Raw genomic sequence first — 17,766 nt, 5'->3', positions numbered from 1 at the left:
ACCTCCTCAAAGAGGCGAACGCGTGATCGCCGCCCGCCGCCCACCGCAGGATTCCCTGACGGTGAGCCGCGCCGGCAGGATCTCACGCTTCGAGGGTGGTGCCTCGGCCGCCTCGACGGCGGCGAGCATCCGCGAGACCGCGCGCCGGCCGAGCCCGTAGGCATCGACCGTGACCGTGGTCAGCGGGGGATTCAGGTAACGGGCGATGGTGACGTCGTCGAAGCCGACTACGGCGAGGTCCTCGGGGATCCGCACGCCCAGCTCGCGCGCCGCACCGATCAACCCGATGGCCATGCTGTCGTTGGCGGCGAAGACGGCGCTCGGTCGATGTTGCCGGGCGAGCAGCGCGAGACCCGCCGCGTGGCCGGCGGCTTCCCGGAAGTCGCCGACCTCGATCAGGGCGTGCTCGGGATCGTGACCGGCCTCGCGCAGGGCCGTCAGGAAGCCGCGCCGCCGCTCGTCGGCGTCGGCATTGCCGCTCGGGCCGGAGATCATGGCGATCTCGCGGTGACCGAGCCGCAGCAGGTGCTCGGTCGCGGCCCGGGCGCCAGCGAAGTTGTCGATCGAGATGGCGTTGCAGCCGTCGATCGCGATGCTGGGGTTGAGCAAGGTAACCGGGAGCCGCCGGCGGATCTGCTCCACGGTGGCGGCATCGGTGCCGTCGGGTGTCATGAGGATCAGGCCGTCGACCCGTCCGAGCATGGCCCGCGCCGCGTTCAGCACGTCCTCGTTGCTGGCGTGGGAACTCGACAGCAGGATCTGGTAGCGCGCCTGGCGGGCCCGGTGATCGATGCCGCGGATGATCTCCGAGTAGAACTCGCCGTAGAGGTCGGGCAGCAGCACCCCGAAGGCGTTGCTCCGGCTGGTGGTCAGGCTCTTGGCCGCCTCGTTGGGCCAGTAATCGCAGGCGGCGGCGGCCTGCATGACCCTCCGGGCCGTCTCGTCGTTGACCAGCTCGTGGTTGTTGAACACGCGCGAGACCGTCGCGATCGAGACACCGGCGGCTCGCGCCACGTCACGGATGGTCGCCATGGTGCCCTCCCGTCGGCGAATCGGGAAGTCCGGCGAAAAAGTTCGCTTGGGAGCGATGTAAACGTTTTCATAAAGTTGAAAAAGTGTCAACACCTATTTGACAAATCGAGCGGTTTACCCTAGAACACACTGCGGATTCGTATGCTGGCGAGGAGTTCACCATGAAGCATCCCGCTGGAGCGTCCGCTGCTCCGTCCCATCTGGGCGACGGCCGCTTCCAGTTCGAGTTCACCGGAGGTGGGCTCGGCCAGGCCCGTCTCGACGACGAGGTCCTGATCGGCCCCGGCGGACTCGTCTGCCACCTCCGGGATCTCCAGAGCGGAGAGTCCTGGCCCGTCGGCGCCGGCGAGGCCTGGAGCCGGCGGAGCGCCACGGTCGCCGAGGTGGGCCATCGGCGCGGCGACCTGGAGGCGCTGCTCACCGTCACCGTCGAGTCGACCACGCCGGTGGCGCGCCTGGACCTGACGCTCGTCCATCACGGCAGCGAACCGCGGCCGGTCGACCTGACCACCTTCGCCGAGGTCGTCCTGCACGACCCGCGCGCCCACGCGGCCCACCCGACCTTCTCCAAGCTCTTCCTGCAGACCGAGTTCGTGGACGGGTCGGCCGCGCTCCTGGTGAAGCGGCGTCCGCGCGACCCCGCCGAGCGCCATGCCTGGCTCGTGCACGCGAGTCTCGACGGCGGCCCCGTCGAGTTCGAGACCGACCGGGCTCGCTTCCTGGGACGCGGACGGCCCGCGGGACGGCCCGCGGCGCAATCCGCGCGGGAGCCGCTGTCGGGAACCTGCGGCAATGTCCTGGATCCCTGCCTGAGCCTCCGGCGGAGCTTGATCCTCGCGCCCGACGAGCCGGTCCGGCTGGGCTTCCTCCTGGGCGCAGCCGACGACCGGGCGGCGGCGTTGTCGCTCGCGCGTCGCGGCCGCGGGGAAGCGGTCCCCCTCCCGCTCGCTCAGCCGCCGCTCCCGGCGGCGACCCCGGACGCGCCGAACGGCCACGGCCGCTTCGACGACGACGGCCGTGAGTACGTGATCCAGGTGCGTCACGGCCAGGACGGCAGCCTGGTGCTGCCGCCGCGCCCTTGGGTCAACGTGCTCGCCAACGAGACCTTCGGCTGCCTGGTGAGCGAGACCGGCGCCGGCGCCACCTGGTGCGGCAACAGTCGCGAGCATCGCCTCACCCCCTGGTTCAACGATCCGGTGCTCGACCCTCACGGCGACGCGATCTACCTCCGCGACGAGGCGGAGGACACCGCCTGGTCCTGCTGGCCGGGACCCGCGCCGGCGGCGGCGGACTACGAGGTGCGGCACGGCTTCGGCTACACCCGTTGCACCCACGCGTTCCGCGGGCTTGCCGTGGATACCCTGGTCTGCGTGGCGCGGGGGGCGCCGGTGCGCCTGACCCGGGTCTGCGTGCGCAACGCCGGCGAGCAGCCGCGGCGCCTTTCCCTCTGGTCCCACGCCCGGCTCGTTCTCGGCACGACCCCCGACGAGAGTGCGCCCACGCTCGGCGCCAGCTTCGATGCCGTGTCGGGCGCCCTGCTGGCGGAGAACAGCGCGGCGGGGCCCTGGGCCGACCACGTCGCCTTCGCCGCGGTCGCGAGCGAGACCCCGGGAACGAGGATCGTCCACGGCACCAGCCACGCCGCCTTTCTCGGCGACCGGCTCGACCTCGCCGCGCCGGCCTTCGGTCCGCTGGCCGAGGCCCCGCCGTCGACCCGTGGCCCGGACGCCGCCTTCAGCCAGGGCGGGATCTTCGAGCTGGCCCCCGGCGAGTCCCGCGAGCTCGTGTTCCTGCTCGGGGAGGAGACGGGCCTCGCGGCGGCGCGGCGGCGCGTCGCCGAGCTCACGCGACCCGGCGCCTTCGCGGCGGCCTGGCGCGAGGTCCGCGACTTCTGGCGCGACGGCGTGTCCGGGATCCGCGTGCAGACGCCGTCGCCGGCGCTCGACCCGCTGGTCAACGGCTGGCTGGCCTACCAGACCTTGAGCTGCCGGCTGTGGGGGCGCACCGCCTTCTACCAGTCCGGCGGCGCCTTCGGCTACCGGGACCAGCTCCAGGACGCGCTGGCGCTTTTGCCCCTCTGGCCCGAGCTGGCCCGCGAGCAGATCCTGCTGCACGCGGCCCATCAGTTCCGCGAGGGCGACGTCCTGCACTGGTGGCATCCGCCGCTGAGCCGCGGCATCCGCACGCGCTTCGCCGACGATCTGCTGTGGCTGCCCCTCTTGACCGCCCACTACGTCGCCGCGACCGGCGATGCGGCCATCCTCGCCGTTGAGGCGCCCTACCTCACGGCCCGCGCGCTCGAGCCCGGGGAGGACGAGGCCTTCCTCGAGCCGCGCCCCGCCGGCGAGAACGCCGACGTCTACGACCATTGCTGCCGTGCCATCGATCGCTCGCTGCGGGTGGGCCGGCACGGGCTCCCGCTCTTCGGGACGGGCGACTGGAACGACGGCATGAACCGAGTCGGCCGCGAAGGGCGCGGCGAGAGCGTTTGGATGGGCTTCTTCCTGGTGGCGGTGATCGACGCCTTCGCGCCGCTGTGCGACCGTCGCGGCGACGGCGCGAGTGCCGAGCGCTACCGTGCCCACCGCGAGGCGCTCGTCGCGACGCTCGACCAGGCCGGCTGGGACGGCGCCTGGTACCGGCGCGGCTACTACGACGACGGCACGCCGCTGGGCTCGTCCGGCGACGCCGAGTGCCGCATCGACGCGCTCGTGCAGGCCTGGTCGGTGCTCTCGCGGGCCGCGCCGCCGGTGCGGGCGCAGCAGGCGCTCGACGCGGTCGAGGCGCAGCTCGTCAGCGAGGACGAGGGCCTGATCCGGCTGCTGACCCCGCCCTTCGTCGACACGCCCCACGATCCCGGCTACATCAAGGGCTACGTCGCCGGCGTGCGCGAGAACGGCGGCCAGTACACCCACGCGGCGCTGTGGGTGGTGCGGGCGCTGGCCGAGGCCGGTCGCCGCGATCGGGCCGCCGACCTGCTGGCCATGCTCAGTCCGGTGACGCACACCGCCACGCCGGAGCAAGTGGCGCGCTACCAGGTGGAGCCCTACGTGGTGGCCGCCGACGTCTACGGCGCCGAGCCGCACGTGGGCCGGGGCGGCTGGACCTGGTACACCGGCTCGTCCGGCTGGATGCTGCGGGTCGCCGTGGAATCGATCCTGGGGCTACGCACCGAGGGCGGAGCAACGCTGGTCCTGGCTCCCTGCATTCCCGACGCCTGGCCCGGCTACCGCCTTCGCTGGCGTGTGCCGCAGGACGCGACGATCTACGACATCGAGGTCGTCAACCCGGAGGGCTGCGCCGAGCGCGTGGTCGCGGCGAGCTGCGACGACGCCGATGTCCCGTGCGGCGACGGCGTGCTGCGGGTGCCACTGGCGCGGGATCAGCGCGAGCACCGGCTGCGGGTCACCCTCGGCGGCACGCGCGGGGCGCGGTCATGACCCACCAGCCGTCCGGCTTCCTCTGGGGCGCGGCGACCTCGGCCTACCAGATCGAGGGTGCGCCCCTGGCCGACGGCGCCGGGCCGAGCAACTGGCACGTCTTCTCCCGCCTGCCGGGCCGGACCAGCAACGGCGAGACGGGCGACGTCGCCTGCGAGCACTACCGGCGCTGGCGCGAGGACCTGCAGCTGATGCGGGAGCTCGGCCTTAAGGCCTACCGCTTCAGCCTGGCCTGGAGCCGGATCCTGCCCGAGGGCACGGGCCGGGTGAACGCGCGCGGGCTCGACTTCTACGACCGGCTGGTGGACGCCCTGCTCGCCGCGGGCATCGTCCCCTTCGCCACCCTCCATCACTGGGACTGGCCCGCCGTGCTGGACGACCGCGGCGGCTGGGCCCATGCCGACAGCGCCCACTGGTTCGCCGAGTACGCCCAGGTGGTGTGGCGGCGGCTCGGCGACCGGATCGCGCACTGGGTGACCCTGAACGAGCCCTGGGTGATCATGGACGCCGGCTACGTGCACGGCGTGCATCCACCCGGCCGGCGCGATCTGGCGGCGGCGGCGCGCGTGGCGCACAACCTGCTGCGGGCGCACGGTGCCGCCGTGCGGGCCTACCGCGCCCTGCCGGCGACGCTTCGCGCGGGTGGTTCCGGGCGCATCGGCATCGTGGTCAATCTCGAGCCCAAGGACGCGGCCAGCGACGCCGCCGCCGACCAGGCGGCGGCGCGACGAGCGGACGCGTACATGAATCGCCTTTTCCTCGACCCCCTCCTGCTCGGGCGCTATCCGGAGGAGCTGGCGGAGGTCTTCGGCGCCGCCTGGCCGGGCTACCGGCCGGAGGACCCGGCGGCGGACTTCGACCTCATCGGCGAGCTCGTCGATTTCCTCGGCATCAATTACTACACGCGCTCGGTGAACCGGCACGATCCGACGGCGCGGCCGACCTGCGCCCGGGCCGTGCCCCAGGCGGGAGCGGAGTATACCGAGCTGGGGTGGGAGGTGCACCCGGACAGCCTCCGGCGCGTGCTGATGCGGGTGACCGAGGACTACGGAGCCCCTCCCCTCTACGTCACCGAGAACGGCGCCGCCTTCGTGGATCCGCCGGCGGACGCCGCCGGCCGCATCGCCGACGCCCGGCGGGTGGAGTATCTCCGCAGCCACCTGGCGGCCCTGCAGGAGGCGATGCGGCAGGGCGCCGATCTGCGCGGATACTTCGCCTGGTCCTTGCTCGACAACTACGAGTGGGCCTGTGGCTACGCCAAGACCTTCGGCCTGGTCGCGGTGGACCGCGCGAGCCAGCGGCGCACCATCAAGGACAGCGGCCACTACTACCGAAAGGTGATCGCCCGTGGCGCTCCCTGATCTGCGTCGAGCCCTCGTCCTGGCCGGCGGCCGTATCGCCGTCGGGGTCCTGCTCCTGATCGCCGGCTGCGCGGCGCCACCGGTCACCGTCGCGCCGGAGGCCCCGGTGTCCGCCGCCTATCCCGACCCCGCCCGGCTGGAGCCGGAGATCCTCGCCTTCGAGGCCGCCGATCGCCGCGAGGCCCCACCGCCGGGGGCCCTGCTCTGCCTCGGCAGCTCGAGCATCCGCCACTGGCATCCCGCCCTGGCGCGCGACCTCGCGCCCCATACCGTCGTTCCCCGCGGTTTCGGGGGCAGCACCATGCTCGATGTCTTGCAGTACGCGCCACGCATCGTGCTGCCCTGCCGCCCCGCGACGATCCTGCTCTACGAGGGCGACAACGACATCGACTTCGGCGTGGCGCCCGCGGACTTCCTCGCCTTCTTCGGCCGCTTCGTCGACCTGGTGCACGCCGAGCTGCCTGACACGGAGATCCTCGTGATGGCCATCAAGCCCAGCCCCGCCCGCTGGACGCGCTGGCCGGCCATGAGCGAGGCCAACGCGCTGCTGCGCCAGGCCTGCGGAGGCGACTCCCGGCTCCGCTACGTGGACGTCGCCACCCCGATGCTGGGCGCCGACGGCACGCCGCGGCCGGAGCTCTTCCTCGATGACCGCCTGCATCTGAATGCCCGGGGATAGGCGCTGTGGACGGAGGTGGTGCAGGCCGCGCTGGCGGCCGGACCGCGCTGAGGCGCCGCCAGGCGATCAGACCCACCGGACGATCAGTCCCGCCAGACGACCCGGGCCGGCACCCGCGTGAGGATCACGCCGCCGCCGGCGCTCGCCACGACGGGCTGGCCGTCGACGGTGACCCGCGTCCCCGCCGCCGGCGGTCGCAGCTCGAGGCCTCCCGGCGGTACGGTCAGCCCCGCGGATATCTCCATGACGAGCACCGTGCCCTCGCGGCGCAGCGAGTAGCTCAGCAGCCCATGGGGCGTGGGCAGGTCGCCGACGCGCAGCCCGCCCGCGTCGAGCCAGGCCGCCGGCACCCCGGCCGCCAGCACCAGCGCGTCCGTCGGGCCGCCGACGTTCTCCGCACCGTGCCGTTCATAGACGAGCATGTCCAGCACCGACCGAAGGTAGTCCGAGCCCACCCAGGTGTGCGGCATGTCGCCGATGAAGCGCGGCTCCCGCGCGTCGCGGCCCACCACCTCCGCCCAATGGCGCCAGCCGACCGGCCGGCGCTGGTCGAGGAACCAGTCCAGGACCTTGTTGGCGCGCTCGCGCCAGCCGAGCCGCACGAAGGCGCCGACGTTGCGCAGCTCGTAGGGTGTCAGCGCCTCCCAGGGCTCGCCGGCCCGCCGCGCGACGAAGAAGTCCCAGTATCGCTCGAAGGTCCGGTCGATGGCGCCCGCCGGCGCCAGGCCGGCGGCCCCCGTCGGCGCTAGCGCGATGGTGGTGGAGGTGGCGTCGAAGTCGCCGAGGTCGGCGCAACCAGGCACGTAGTCGATGCCGTGACGCTGCATCGCGGCGGCGATGGAGGCGGCGAGATCGGCGGCGAATCGATCGCCCGCGGCCGCGAGCTCGGCGGCATCGGGTGCTTCCAGCTGCGTGGCGAGCCAGGCCGCGTCGCGGAATCCGCGCAGGGCCCAGAAGTCGTCCCAGTACGAGTGCATGGGCTTGGCCGAGTAGCCCTCGTGACTGATGGAGGGGGGCAGGATCCCGAAGAACTCCGTGCCGCGAAAGGCATCGGTGCGGCGTTCGGCGAGCAGGCTCTCGAGGTAGCCGATGCCCGCGAGCACCCGCGGCCACATTCGCTCCAGCAGTGCGTGGTCGCCCGTGTAGCGGTAGCACGCGCAGACCAGGTGGATGAACTCGCCGGTCGAGTCGTGCTCCGGCACCGGGTCGGCGCCGCGCCCGTCCACCACGCAGGGGATCTTGCCGCTGGCGTACTGGTGCGGTGCGTACCATTCCAGGAAGGCCACCGCGGCCTCGGCGTGGCCGAGCCGCAGCAGGGCCTCGCCGGTGAGCGTGCCGTCGCGGATCCACGACCGCGCATAGGAACGCGCGCCGGGCTGGATCGCCGCACCCGCACGGTTGACGAGGATCCAGCCGAGCTGGGCCTTGAGGGTGGCGAGCGCGTCCGCGGCGGCGTCCGGCCCGGCCAGGGTCACGCGGTCGAGCGCCGCGTGCCAGGACGCGATCGGGTCGCTCGCGCCGGCATCGACCGGCGCGGCGCCATCCATCGGCAAGAGCGCCTCCACCGTGTCGGCCTCGCCGGGAGCCAGCGCCAGCGGGAAGGCCGCGGCTGCCGAGGCGGCGCCGAAGGGGTCGTCGACCGCCTCGGCCGCCGGCAGGCGCCCGTCCACGATGTGCTCCGCCACGATGTCGCCGCCGAAGAAGCTCGCCGCGCCGAAGGCGGCCGGCGCGGGACGCAGGCGCACGCGCTCGCGGCCATCGACCAGAACGGTGTTTCCTGCGCGCGCCAGCGTCGTGACGCGCGCCGTGCCGCCGCGGAGGTTGAGGAACTGGCTCGGGGGGTTGACCTGGTAGGGGCGCAGAGCCAGGAAGAGCGTCGCCCGCGCGGGTTCGGCGCCGCGATTGGTCAGTATGTAGCGCGCACGCAGCGCCGACGCGCCGGGCACACCCACCGGATCGACCGCGACGGTCAGGCGCCACGCACCGTGATCCCAGACCACGCGCGGCAGCGGCAAGTAGCCGTCGGCGAGGGTCTGAAGCGCGGTGACGTCGGCCCAGGTGAAAAGCTCGCCCTCCGACCAGAGGCAGGGCTCGAGGGTGAATCCGCCCGGCTGCGCCTCGACGGCGCCATCCTCGCTCACCAGTCCCTCGTGCGGGTCGCCGTCGAGGCCGACCACCGTCCAGTAGACCTGCTCCGGCAAGAAGCCGCGCGGATAGAGGCCACGGCGAGCGCGGCGCGCCACCTCGCCGAAGAAGGCCTCGCGGGTGGCCGACCAGGCCAGCGGCCGCAGCGTGACCTCGGCGATGGCCACGCCGCCCGAGCCGGCACGCGCCGTGGCCCGCAGGCGGAGGAAGCGCGTTTCCGTCTCGGGGAGATAGAGGTCGTCCAGGCCGCCATTCGAGCCGGACACCTCGAGCACTCCGCGCCATGGCTCCTGCGCGCCGTCGCGCACCTCGACCGCGTAGTCCGTCGCCTGACGGCCGGCGAGCCACTGCACCGTCAGGCCGCCCAGCTCGCGGAGCCGGCCGAGGTCCAGCGTGAAGGACGGCGACGCGTCGCCGGGAGCGGAGGCCCAGCTCGTTCGCGGATCGCCGTCGACCGCGAGGGCCGCTTGGTGGCCCGCCGCGCTCGTGCTCGCCGAGGCCACCGGCGCCGGCGGTGGCGTCGCCGAAGCGGCCGGTCGCGGCGCCAGCTCGAGTCCGTCGATCCACACCGTCCCCTCGCCACCACGGCCGGCGGTGATCGCCAGCTCGATGGCGGCGATCCGTCCGGGTTCGCCGCCTCCCCGCGGCCCCCAGGCGAAGGTGATCTGACGCTTGCGCGCCGTGAAGATCCGCCAGTCCTGCGGCCACTCCACGTCGCGCCACACGTGCCACCAGACGTTCTCGCCGCTCGCGTCGATCAGCTTGAGCTCGAGATGGTTGAGCGGCGCCTCGCCCCGCACCCGGAAGCGGAACTCGTAGTTCTGCGGCAAGACCAGGTCCACCTCGCGCCGGGCGATGGCCCAGCCGCCGCCGTCGAAGCGGAAGTCGAGGCGCAGGGCGCCGCCGTCGTCGCCCAGCTGCAGCGCCACGCCCTCGGCGGGATGGGCCGACCAGGCGGCCGGATCGCCCAGCTTCACCGGTCGTGCCGGCCCGCCGCACGCGGCCACCAGCGCCAGGCCGGTCATGACCGCCACGAGCCTCATCCCTTCACGCCTCCGGCCATGATCCCGCGCACGTAGGTGCGCTGGAAGATCAGGAAGACCACGAGGGCCGGCAGGATGGTCAGCATCGAACCGGCCATCATCAGCTCGGTGTCCTGCACGTGCTCGCCGACCAGGCTGGCGAGGGCGACCGGCAGGGTGTGCTTGGCGCCGTCGGAGAGGACGATGAGCGGCCACATGAAGTCGTTCCAGGCGCTCAGGAAGGTGAAGGCCGCCAGCGTGACGAGGATCGGCTGGATCACCGGCAGCGCGACGAGCCGGAAGACCGCGAACTCGCTGGCGCCGTCGATGCGCGCGGCGTCGAGCAGCTCGTCCGGCACGCTCAGGGTGTACTGGCGGATCAGGAAGATGCCGAAGATGCTCGCCAGGTAGGGCACGAGCACGCCGGCGTAGGTGTTCACCAGGTGCAGCTCGCGCAGTAGCAGGAAGAGGGGCAGCATGGCCACCTGCGCGGGCACCACCAGGCCCGCGACGAGGCTGCCGAAGAGCCGGTCGCGTCCGCGGAAGGGCAGCTTGGCGAAGGCGTAGCCGGCCAGCGAATTCACCAGGACCGAGAACACCGTGGCGAGCACCGCCACCAGGGCGCTGGCCAGGAAGTGGCGGAGCATGTCCAGACGCGTGAAGAGCGCCGCATAGTTGGCGAGGGTCGGCTGACGCGGCCACAAGGGCGGCGGCACGGTGTTCGCCTCGCCCGGCTGCATGAAGGAGGCCGACACCATCCAGAGCAAGGGCGCGAGGGTCACCAGCGCGCCGACGACGAGCGCCCCGTTCACCAGCAGCGACTCGAGGCGGCGGCGCGTCATGACGGCCTCCGCTGCAGGCGTAGCTGCACCAGGGCCGCGATCACCGTGATCGCGAGCAGCATCACGGCGATGGTCGAGGCGACCCCCATCCGCCACCAGCGGAAGCCCTCCTCGTACATCAGGAGCACGAGGCTGCGCGTGGCGCCCAGCGGCCCGCCCTGGGTCATCACGTAGGGCTCGGCGAAGAGCTGGAAGTAGCCGATGAGCGTGGTCAGGCCCACGAAGAGCGCCGTGGGCGCCAGACCCGGCAAGGTGATATGGCGGAAGCGGCGCCAGGGACCGGCGCCGTCGATCGCTGCCGCCTCGTAGAGCTCGTCGGGGATGGTCTGCAGGCCGGCCAGGAAGATCAGCATGTTGTAGCCGAAGTTCTTCCAGACGGCGAGGATGATGATGGCGGGCATGGCGAAGCGCGGGTCGCCGAGCCAGTCGATCGGGCCGAGGCCCAGCAGGCCGAGGGCGTGGTTCAGCAGGCCGTATTGCGGCTGGTAGAGGTAGCGCCAGACGATGGCGACCGAGACCAGCGTGGTCACGACCGGCACGAAATAGACCGTGCGGAAGAGGCCGCGCAAGCGCGCGCGGCGGTCGTCCAGGAGGAGGGCCGCCGCCAGGGAGACCATCAGCGACAGCGGCACGCCCACGAACACGAAGGTGAGCGTGTTGGTCAGGGCCTGCCAGAACGCCGGGTCGGTGAGCACGGCGGTGAAGTTGGCCAGGCCGACGAAGCGCGCCGCGCCGGGATCGGCGATGGCGTAGAGGTCGAAATCGGTGAAGCTGAGCAGCAGGCCGGCCACCACCGGCAGCACGAAGAAGGCCACCAGCATGACCAGCGCCGGGGCCACGAAGAGCCGGCCGGCGCGAGCCCGTGCGCGGGTGTAGCCGCTGCTCATGGCCGCTCCGTTCCGCCCGCCGCCGCGCTCGCGCGCTCGCGCAGCCAGCGGCGCTTGGCGAGGATGCGATCGACGTCGGCGTCGAGCCCGGCGAGGGCCTCGTCGATGGAGGCGTCGCCGCGCACGGCCTGCTCGGCGCGCCGCCACACCTGGTCGGCGATCTGCTCCCATTCCGGCAGCCGGGGGGTGGGCACGACGTGATCGAGCTGCCGGCGGAAGGCCCGGATGCGCGGCGCGGTCAGGGCGGAGTCGTCCCAGGCCGCGCGGTGGGCCGGCAGGTCGCCCGTCAACGCGAAGAAGCGCAGCTGCTGCGCCGGCTCGGAGAGGAACTCGATCAGGCGCCAGGCCGCATCCTGGTGGGGGCTCTCGCGAAAGATGACCAGGCTCGAGCCGCCGGCCAGCGAGACGCCGGGCGTCCCGGGTTCCGGTCCCGGCATCGGCGCCGTGGTCCACGCGTCCTGCAGCGCGGCGGGCAGGCGCCGCCGGAACTCGCCCAGGTTCCAGGGCCCCGTCACGTACATGGCGAAGGTGCCGCGGGCGAACTCCTGGTAGAGGTTGGCGACCTCGTTGTTGCTCACCGGCGGGGCGAGGCCATCGCGGAACAGATCCACGTAGAAGGTGAAGGCCCGCCGGAAGGCCGGCTCGGAGAAGGCGCCCCGCGTGTCGCCGTCGCCCAGGAGCGGCGAGCCGGCCTGCAGGCCCAGGATCACCAACTGCGCCCACTCGTTGATCGGCAGCAGGACGCCGTAGACGCCCGGGCCGCCCCGAGCGCTCACCTGCTCCATGGTGGCCCGCCACTGCGCCCACGTGCTCGGCGACGCGGCCACCAGGTCGCTCCGGTAGAAGAGCAGCCGGGTGTCCACGTACCACGGCACGCCGTAGAGCATGCCGTCGACGACGTTGGTCTGCCAGATGCCGTCGAAGTGGTCGGCCGGATCGACCGTGGCGGACGCGGCCACGCGGGTCAGGAGCGGCGCGAGGGCGTCGAGGGCGTGGAACTCGGCGATCCAGGTGTTGCCGAGCTGCGCCAGGTCGGGCGTGGCGCGGCCGACGAAGGCCGTCAGCAGCTTCTCGTGCGCGGCCGTCCAGGGGATCTGCTGCACCTCGACGCGCAGCTCGGGATGCCGGGCCTCGAAGTCGTGCACCAGTTCCTGCACCACCTCGCCCTCGCGTCCCATGGCCCAGAAGCGGATCACCGTCACCTCGGACTCGCGCCGCCCGCATCCGCCCAGCAGGCTCGCGAGGGCCAGGAGGCTGATCGGGACGCGCCACCGCCTCACGGCCGCTCCGCGTCCGCTTCGAGCCAGCCGCCGCCGAAGCCGGCGGCCCGCAGCCCTCGCGCCACGTGGGGATTGCGCCGCATCGTCGCCCACACCAGCTCGTTGCGCCAGTTCTCGATCATCGCCAGGATCGGGCCCTGATCGATCCCCAGGTAGTCGGTATCGTACCAGCCTCGCCCCGGGACGACCCGACCGTGCTGGACCGGAACGTCGACGGTGAAGGTCGGGTTGAGGGCGTCGAGGAAACCGTAATCGCTCCAGAGGAGATCGCCGTGGTCCTCGCGCAGCGTGACGAGCAGGGGCACGACCAGCTCCGGCGCGAAGGGCAGCGAGGCGGCCGCGGCCGAGGGGCAGACCGTGCCGTCGTCGGTCACCCGGGTGAAGGAGGCGCCGCGGGCGTCGTAGGTGCGGAAGCTCCGCTCGCGGCCGTCGATGGTGAAGGTCCCGTGCACCGGCCCGTCGCAGGCGGTCAGACCCCACAGGCGCGGCCCGTAGCCGACGAAGCCGTCCGGGTTGGCCAGGGCGTAGGCGTGCTGGGAGAGGACGGCGCGGCGCGAGTTCTCGAAGTAGTCGAGATCGTGGGCGCGCATGAAGGCGTCGCGGATGCCGCGCAGATCGATCCACACGTGCGTGTACTGGTGGCCGAAGAGCGGCGCGAAGCCGAGGTGCTCCTGACCGTGGAACTCGCCCCAGCGGTAGGACGAGGTCCAGGCCTCCCAGGCGCCGGGGTTGGGCGGATGGGTCGGCGAGCCCAGGGCCAGGATGTAGAGGATCATGGCCTCGTTGTAGCCCCGCCAGTCGTAGGGCAGATGACCGTCCTCGGGCGTCCAGCCGTGACCGATGGTGGGGGGGCGGACGGAGGCCCAGCGCCAGTCGGCGCGCCGGTAGAGCGAGTCGGCCAGGGCGCGCAGGCTGTCCTCGGTCGCCGAGCGGCCATCGAAGTAGGTCTGGCAGAAGAGCGCACCGGCGAGCAGCAGGGCCGTGTCGACCGTCGACAGCTCCACGGTCCCGTAGCGCGCGCCGGTGGCCGGGTCGACGAAGTGGTAGAAGAGTCCGTGCGTGCCGATGGTGCCGGCGGCGTCGTCGCCCTGCGGAGCGGTCCAGAGGAAGCGCAGGGTCCGCAGCGTGCGGTTGGCGGCCTGCTGGCGCGAGATCCAGCCGCGCTCCGCGCCGATGGGGTAGGCCGTCAGCGCGAAGCCGGTGGCGGCGACGCTGGCGAAGGACGGCGTCGGCGCGCGGTCGGGCGCGAGGCCGGTGACGGGGTCGCAGAGCTCCCAGAAGAAGCGGAAAGTCCGGGCTTGCAAACTATCGATGAAAGCGGTTTCATAAGCTGACAGAGAGAATTCGGAGCTGGCGGGATCCGCCCCGCTCCCAGCGTCGCCGCCCGCACACCCACCGAGCTGAACGGCGAGCACCAGAGCGACGAGGGCGAGCCCCGCCAACGACGCACGGCAACCATGACCCGCCGGGTGTTCGTGGCCAGAAGAGAAACCGTATCGCGGTAGCATGCCGCGAGTATAGAATTCGCCACCCCTGGCGCAACCAAAAACTAAGACCCATGTCTTCCCGGCGTCGCACCTGGTTCCTGCTTCGCCTCGCCATCTACGTGGCCGTGGTGGCGGTGCTCTTCGCGACCCGTGGCGTGCCCGACTGGAAGAAGCTCGGGAGCTTCCTCGGCGGATCCGCGGATGGGCCGGCCGTGCTGACCGTCGCTGGCAGCGAGCTCGCGCCGCGCCTTGTCCCCTCCCTGATCGCCTCCTACCGCCAGGACTACCCCGAGCTGACCGTGAGGCTCACCGCCGGCGGCACCAATCAGGCCCTCGAGGACCTGCTCAATCGCCGCGCCGACGCCGCCTTCCTGCTGCGGGCGCCCTCGGCCGCGGAGCAGGACCAGCTGCGGGCGGTCGACGGCGACACCGCGGTCGTGGTGCCGGTGGCCGTGGGCGGGATGGCGGTGGTCACGGCGGTGGACGCCGACGGCAGCCCGCTGGATCTCGACGCGTTGCGTCGGCTCTTGGACGGCGGCCGGGCGGCTGGCTGCACGCGCCTGTACGCGCCCGACCCCAACGAGGGGCTCTGGGATGCGGCGGGCCGGCGCCTCGGTCTGGCCGATCGGGCCGACGGGGAGGTGGTCTTCGTGGCCGACGCCGAGGCCGTGACCCGCGCCGTGGCGGCCGACCCGGGCGCCTGCGGGCTGGTCAGCACGCTGACCGTCGACCTCGGGTCCCGCGACGACGTGGCCGTCCGCCCGGTGCGCGCCGGCGCCGATGCGCCCCCGACGCGGCCGTCCTACGCGAATCTGGTGACGGGGGACTATCCTCTGCACCACATGCTGTACGTGGCCTGCCGCGCCGCCGGCGGGATCGAGGGCACGAAGTTCGTCACGCATCTGGCCAGCGACCGTGGCCAGCGACAGGTTCGCCGCGCCGGCGCCGTGCCGGCGCGGAACGTGGCGCGGGAGATCGTGATCACCCGCGATCCGCCGGGTCGCTAGAGGGCCCTGACCGGGGGTGCCGCATGCCGGGACGTCGCCACCCATCGTCCATCGCGCGCTGCTTCGTCGGGCTCGCGATCGCGCTGGTGTGCCTGCCGGCCGCCGCTGCCCTCGCCTCGGACCACCCGGTCTACACCATGGACAACGATCCCCTCCGGCTGGGCAAGCGGGCGCTGGAGGAGGGGCGTCTGGACAGTGCCCGCGACCGCTTCACCGAGGCGGTGGTCGCCGGCTATCGGCTGACGGAGGCCCATGGTGGACTGGCCGAGGTCGCCCTCCGGCAGGGACGGCTGGACGAGGCCGAGCAGGAATACCGGGCGGCCATCGCGGCGGCGGGCGACCACGTGGCCGCGGCGCAGGCCGGTCTCGGCGTGCTCCTGGTGAGGCGCGGTCGCGTGGACGAGGCCCGACCGCTGCTCGAGGCGGCGGCCGCCGCCGAGCCCGAGCTATGGCTCGCCCAGTACGGACTCGCTCGCCTCGACCTGGCGGCCGGCGATCTCGAGCAGGCCGCGCGCCGGCTGGAGCGCGGCGGCAAGCGCCGCGGCGTGGCCGAGGGCGAGGACCACTATCACCACGGGCAGGCGCTCCTGCTCCTGGCCCGGGGCGATCTGGCGGGTGCCGAGACGGCCGCCCTGCGCGCCATGCACCTGAACCCGGCGGACCCCGAGCACGCGGAACTCGTCGCCCGGATCGAGGAGCAGCGGGGCCTGCCCGCCCTTGCCATCCAGGCCTACGAGCAGGCTCTCGCCGTGCCCGGCGTGGAGTCCTCCGCGCCGCTGCTGCATCAGCTGGGCAATCTCTACCGCGATCAGCAGCGCTTCAACGACGCGCACCGAAGCTACCTGCAGGCGGTCGCGGCCGACTCGACCTACGCGCCGGTACTGGCCGACCTGGCCGACCTGCTGCGCCGCGCCGGCCGTCACGAGCAGGCTGCCCGCACCTACCTGCGCTATCTCGAGACCGCCGCCAGCGATACCACGGCCTGGCTCGGTCTGGCCGAGTCGCTGGAGACTCTGCGTCGCCACGATCAGGCGGCCCGGGCAGCCGCGCGGGCCATTGAGCTGGATCCGGCGAATCAGGCCGCGCGCCTCGCCTTCGCGCGCGCCGCCATCCAGGGCAGCGATCCCGCGCAGCGGGCCGAGGCGGCGGCGATCCTCGTCGCGCTTCCGGACTCGAGCGCCCTGGACGCTCCCACGCTCCTGGCGCTGGCCGACTGGCAGATGGACCAGCGGCAGAACGATGCCGCCGCGACCACCCTCGCCCGCGCCGCCGCCGCGGACAGCACCCTCTACCAGGTTCCCTTCCAGCAGGGCGTGCTGGCCCTGCGCACCGGCCGCGCCGAGGAGGCCGTCACGGCCTTCCGGCGGGCGATCTCCCTGGCGCCGGACATCGCCGCCATCCACCTGAACCTGGGTATCGCGCTGTATCGCGCCGGTCGCCTCGAGGAGGCCGTGCCGACCCTGCGCCGGACCACGGAGATCGACCCCCAGCTGACCGTCGCCCGCCTGATGCTGGCGCAGGCCATGGCGGCCACCGGCGAGATCGCCGCGGCCGAGGCGGAGTACCGGCAGGTGCTCGCCAAGGAGCCGCGGCACGCCCAGGCCCTGCGTGGCCTCGGCTTCTGCCGCCTGCGCCAGGCCGACTATACCGACGCCGCCCGCTACTACGGCGAGGCGACCGAGGTCGAACCCGCCAATGCCGACGGCTGGGCCGGTCTCGGCAGCGCGCGGCTCGGCCAGAACCAGCTCGACGCGGCCGCGGCGGCCTTCGAACGCGCCCGCGAGATCGATCCCCGCAACGCCATGCTGCAGAGCGGGGCCAGGCTGCTCGAACAGGCCCGCAACACCCAAAAGGAGAACGAGCCGCGATGAAGAACTGGATCTTGCTCCCCATCACGATCGCCTCGCTGGTCGTGTCCTGGTACATCTGGCAGGCGTCGCCGGAGTACATCCGCCGCGGCGGACCGTTGCTGGTCATCGGTCTGACGCTGCTCTTCCTGGCCCTGACCTTCGCCATCGAGCGCTTCATCGTGCTGTGGCGCGCCGGCGGGCGCGGCAACGTCGGGCGCTTCATCAAGACCATCAAGGCCTCCGTGCACGGCGGCGAGCTGGCCGCCGCCGTCGAGGCCTGCAAGGCGCAGGGCGGCAGCCTCGCCAACGTGATCGGGGCCGGCCTGGAGAGCTACCGCCGCCATTGCGAGCAGGGGAAGGGGGACGGAGCGCTCGACCAGACGCGGCGGGCGCTGCAGGAGGCGAGCGCCCTCGAGTCTCCCAACCTGGAGCAGAATCTGACGGCGCTGTCGACCATCGCCTCCATCGCCACGCTCATCGGTCTGCTGGGCACGACCATCGGCATGATCCGCTCCTTCCACGCCATGTCCCGCGCCGGCGCTCCCGACGCCACCCAGCTTGCGCTGGGCATCAGCGAGGCGCTCGTGAACACGGCGCTCGGCCTGACCACGGCGATCATCGCCACGGTGCTCTACAACTACTTCACGACGCGCGTCGATCGCTTCAACGACAGCGTCGAGGAGACCAGCTACGAGATCGTCAAGCTGCTCGAGCTGCGCGAGGAGTCCTGAGCC

The 17,766-nt window shown here is 72.7% G+C and carries 12 protein-coding genes; 6 read left to right on the top strand and 6 right to left on the bottom strand.

Annotated features, from left to right (window positions below; translation table 11 throughout):
* Positions 1-6 precede the first annotated feature (6 nt).
* Entirely contained in the window at positions 7-1,032 is a 1,026-nt protein-coding gene (locus IFSED24_RS14750) for a LacI family DNA-binding transcriptional regulator (RefSeq protein ID WP_491332237.1), read from the bottom strand.
* A 161-nt stretch (positions 1,033-1,193) separates the two neighbouring features.
* Here IFSED24_RS14750 and IFSED24_RS14745 point away from each other — a divergent pair, with 161 nt between their 5' ends.
* Genes IFSED24_RS14745 through IFSED24_RS14735 form a run of 3 tightly spaced genes read left to right on the top strand, consistent with a single transcriptional unit; the run spans position 1,194 to position 6,512 of the window.
* Positions 1,194-4,472 carry a GH36-type glycosyl hydrolase domain-containing protein gene (locus IFSED24_RS14745; RefSeq protein ID WP_491332236.1) on the top strand — a complete coding sequence of 1,093 codons (3,279 nt, stop codon included), beginning with the start codon at positions 1,194-1,196 and terminating at the stop codon, positions 4,470-4,472.
* Positions 4,469-5,833, top strand: a complete 1,365-nt coding sequence (locus tag IFSED24_RS14740) for a GH1 family beta-glucosidase (protein ID WP_491332235.1) — start codon at positions 4,469-4,471, stop codon at positions 5,831-5,833. The genes IFSED24_RS14745 and IFSED24_RS14740 overlap by 4 nt, the downstream gene beginning before the upstream one ends.
* Positions 5,820-6,512, top strand: a complete 693-nt coding sequence (locus tag IFSED24_RS14735; protein ID WP_491332234.1) for a GDSL-type esterase/lipase family protein — start codon at positions 5,820-5,822, stop codon at positions 6,510-6,512. Before IFSED24_RS14740 ends, IFSED24_RS14735 begins: the two co-directional genes overlap by 14 nt.
* Before the next feature lie 83 nt (positions 6,513-6,595).
* On the opposite strand, the gene IFSED24_RS14730 is transcribed toward IFSED24_RS14735, so the two are convergent.
* Genes IFSED24_RS14730 through IFSED24_RS14710 form a run of 5 tightly spaced genes read right to left on the bottom strand, consistent with a single transcriptional unit; the run spans position 6,596 to position 13,992 of the window.
* Complete coding sequence (locus IFSED24_RS14730) at positions 6,596-9,700, bottom strand: discoidin domain-containing protein (RefSeq protein WP_491332233.1); 3,105 nt, start codon at positions 9,698-9,700, stop codon at positions 6,596-6,598.
* Positions 9,697-10,521 (bottom strand): carbohydrate ABC transporter permease, encoded by an 825-nt coding sequence (locus IFSED24_RS14725; protein WP_491332232.1) that lies wholly within the window; start codon positions 10,519-10,521, stop codon positions 9,697-9,699. The genes IFSED24_RS14730 and IFSED24_RS14725 overlap by 4 nt, the downstream gene beginning before the upstream one ends.
* A complete protein-coding gene (locus IFSED24_RS14720; RefSeq protein ID WP_491332231.1) occupies positions 10,518-11,408 on the bottom strand; it encodes a carbohydrate ABC transporter permease in 891 nt (296 codons plus the stop codon). Before IFSED24_RS14720 ends, IFSED24_RS14725 begins: the two co-directional genes overlap by 4 nt.
* Positions 11,405-12,688 (bottom strand): sugar ABC transporter substrate-binding protein, encoded by a 1,284-nt coding sequence (locus tag IFSED24_RS14715; protein WP_491332230.1) that lies wholly within the window; start codon positions 12,686-12,688, stop codon positions 11,405-11,407. Before IFSED24_RS14715 ends, IFSED24_RS14720 begins: the two co-directional genes overlap by 4 nt.
* Positions 12,685-13,992: a glucoamylase family protein gene (locus IFSED24_RS14710; protein ID WP_491332229.1), complete on the bottom strand. Its 1,308-nt coding sequence runs from the start codon at positions 13,990-13,992 to the stop codon at positions 12,685-12,687. The genes IFSED24_RS14715 and IFSED24_RS14710 overlap by 4 nt, the downstream gene beginning before the upstream one ends.
* A gap of 254 nt (positions 13,993-14,246) precedes the next feature.
* On the opposite strand from IFSED24_RS14710, the gene IFSED24_RS14705 reads away from it, so the two are divergent.
* The 3 genes from IFSED24_RS14705 to IFSED24_RS14695 are packed head-to-tail and all read left to right on the top strand — an operon-like array spanning position 14,247 to position 17,763.
* Entirely contained in the window at positions 14,247-15,182 is a 936-nt protein-coding gene (locus IFSED24_RS14705) for a substrate-binding domain-containing protein (protein WP_491332228.1), read from the top strand.
* 23 nt (positions 15,183-15,205) lie between these two features.
* Positions 15,206-17,053 carry a tetratricopeptide repeat protein gene (locus tag IFSED24_RS14700; protein ID WP_491332227.1) on the top strand — a complete coding sequence of 616 codons (1,848 nt, stop codon included), beginning with the start codon at positions 15,206-15,208 and terminating at the stop codon, positions 17,051-17,053.
* On the top strand, positions 17,050-17,763 hold the full coding sequence (locus IFSED24_RS14695) for a MotA/TolQ/ExbB proton channel family protein (protein WP_491332226.1): 714 nt from the start codon (positions 17,050-17,052) through the stop codon (positions 17,761-17,763). The genes IFSED24_RS14700 and IFSED24_RS14695 overlap by 4 nt, the downstream gene beginning before the upstream one ends.
* Positions 17,764-17,766 lie beyond the last annotated feature (3 nt).

It is taken from the genome of Candidatus Latescibacter sp. IFSED24 (genome assembly GCF_058273205.1).
Note: the sequence above shows the minus strand (reverse complement) of the source record. Positions and strands in the feature narration are given on the sequence as shown.

Excerpts from the sequence above, each read along its gene's own strand:
- IFSED24_RS14750 (WP_491332237.1), bottom strand. The coding sequence starts at position 1,032 with ATGGCGACCATCCGTGACGTGGCGCGAGCCGCCGGTGTCTCGATCGCG.
- IFSED24_RS14745 (WP_491332236.1), top strand. The coding sequence starts at position 1,194 with ATGAAGCATCCCGCTGGAGCGTCCGCTGCTCCGTCCCATCTGGGCGAC.
- IFSED24_RS14740 (WP_491332235.1), top strand. The coding sequence starts at position 4,469 with ATGACCCACCAGCCGTCCGGCTTCCTCTGGGGCGCGGCGACCTCGGCC.
- IFSED24_RS14730 (WP_491332233.1), bottom strand. The coding sequence starts at position 9,700 with ATGAGGCTCGTGGCGGTCATGACCGGCCTGGCGCTGGTGGCCGCGTGC.
- IFSED24_RS14725 (WP_491332232.1), bottom strand. The coding sequence starts at position 10,521 with ATGACGCGCCGCCGCCTCGAGTCGCTGCTGGTGAACGGGGCGCTCGTC.
- IFSED24_RS14720 (WP_491332231.1), bottom strand. The coding sequence starts at position 11,408 with ATGAGCAGCGGCTACACCCGCGCACGGGCTCGCGCCGGCCGGCTCTTC.
- IFSED24_RS14705 (WP_491332228.1), top strand. The coding sequence starts at position 14,247 with ATGTCTTCCCGGCGTCGCACCTGGTTCCTGCTTCGCCTCGCCATCTAC.
- IFSED24_RS14700 (WP_491332227.1), top strand. The coding sequence starts at position 15,206 with ATGCCGGGACGTCGCCACCCATCGTCCATCGCGCGCTGCTTCGTCGGG.
- IFSED24_RS14695 (WP_491332226.1), top strand. The coding sequence starts at position 17,050 with ATGAAGAACTGGATCTTGCTCCCCATCACGATCGCCTCGCTGGTCGTG.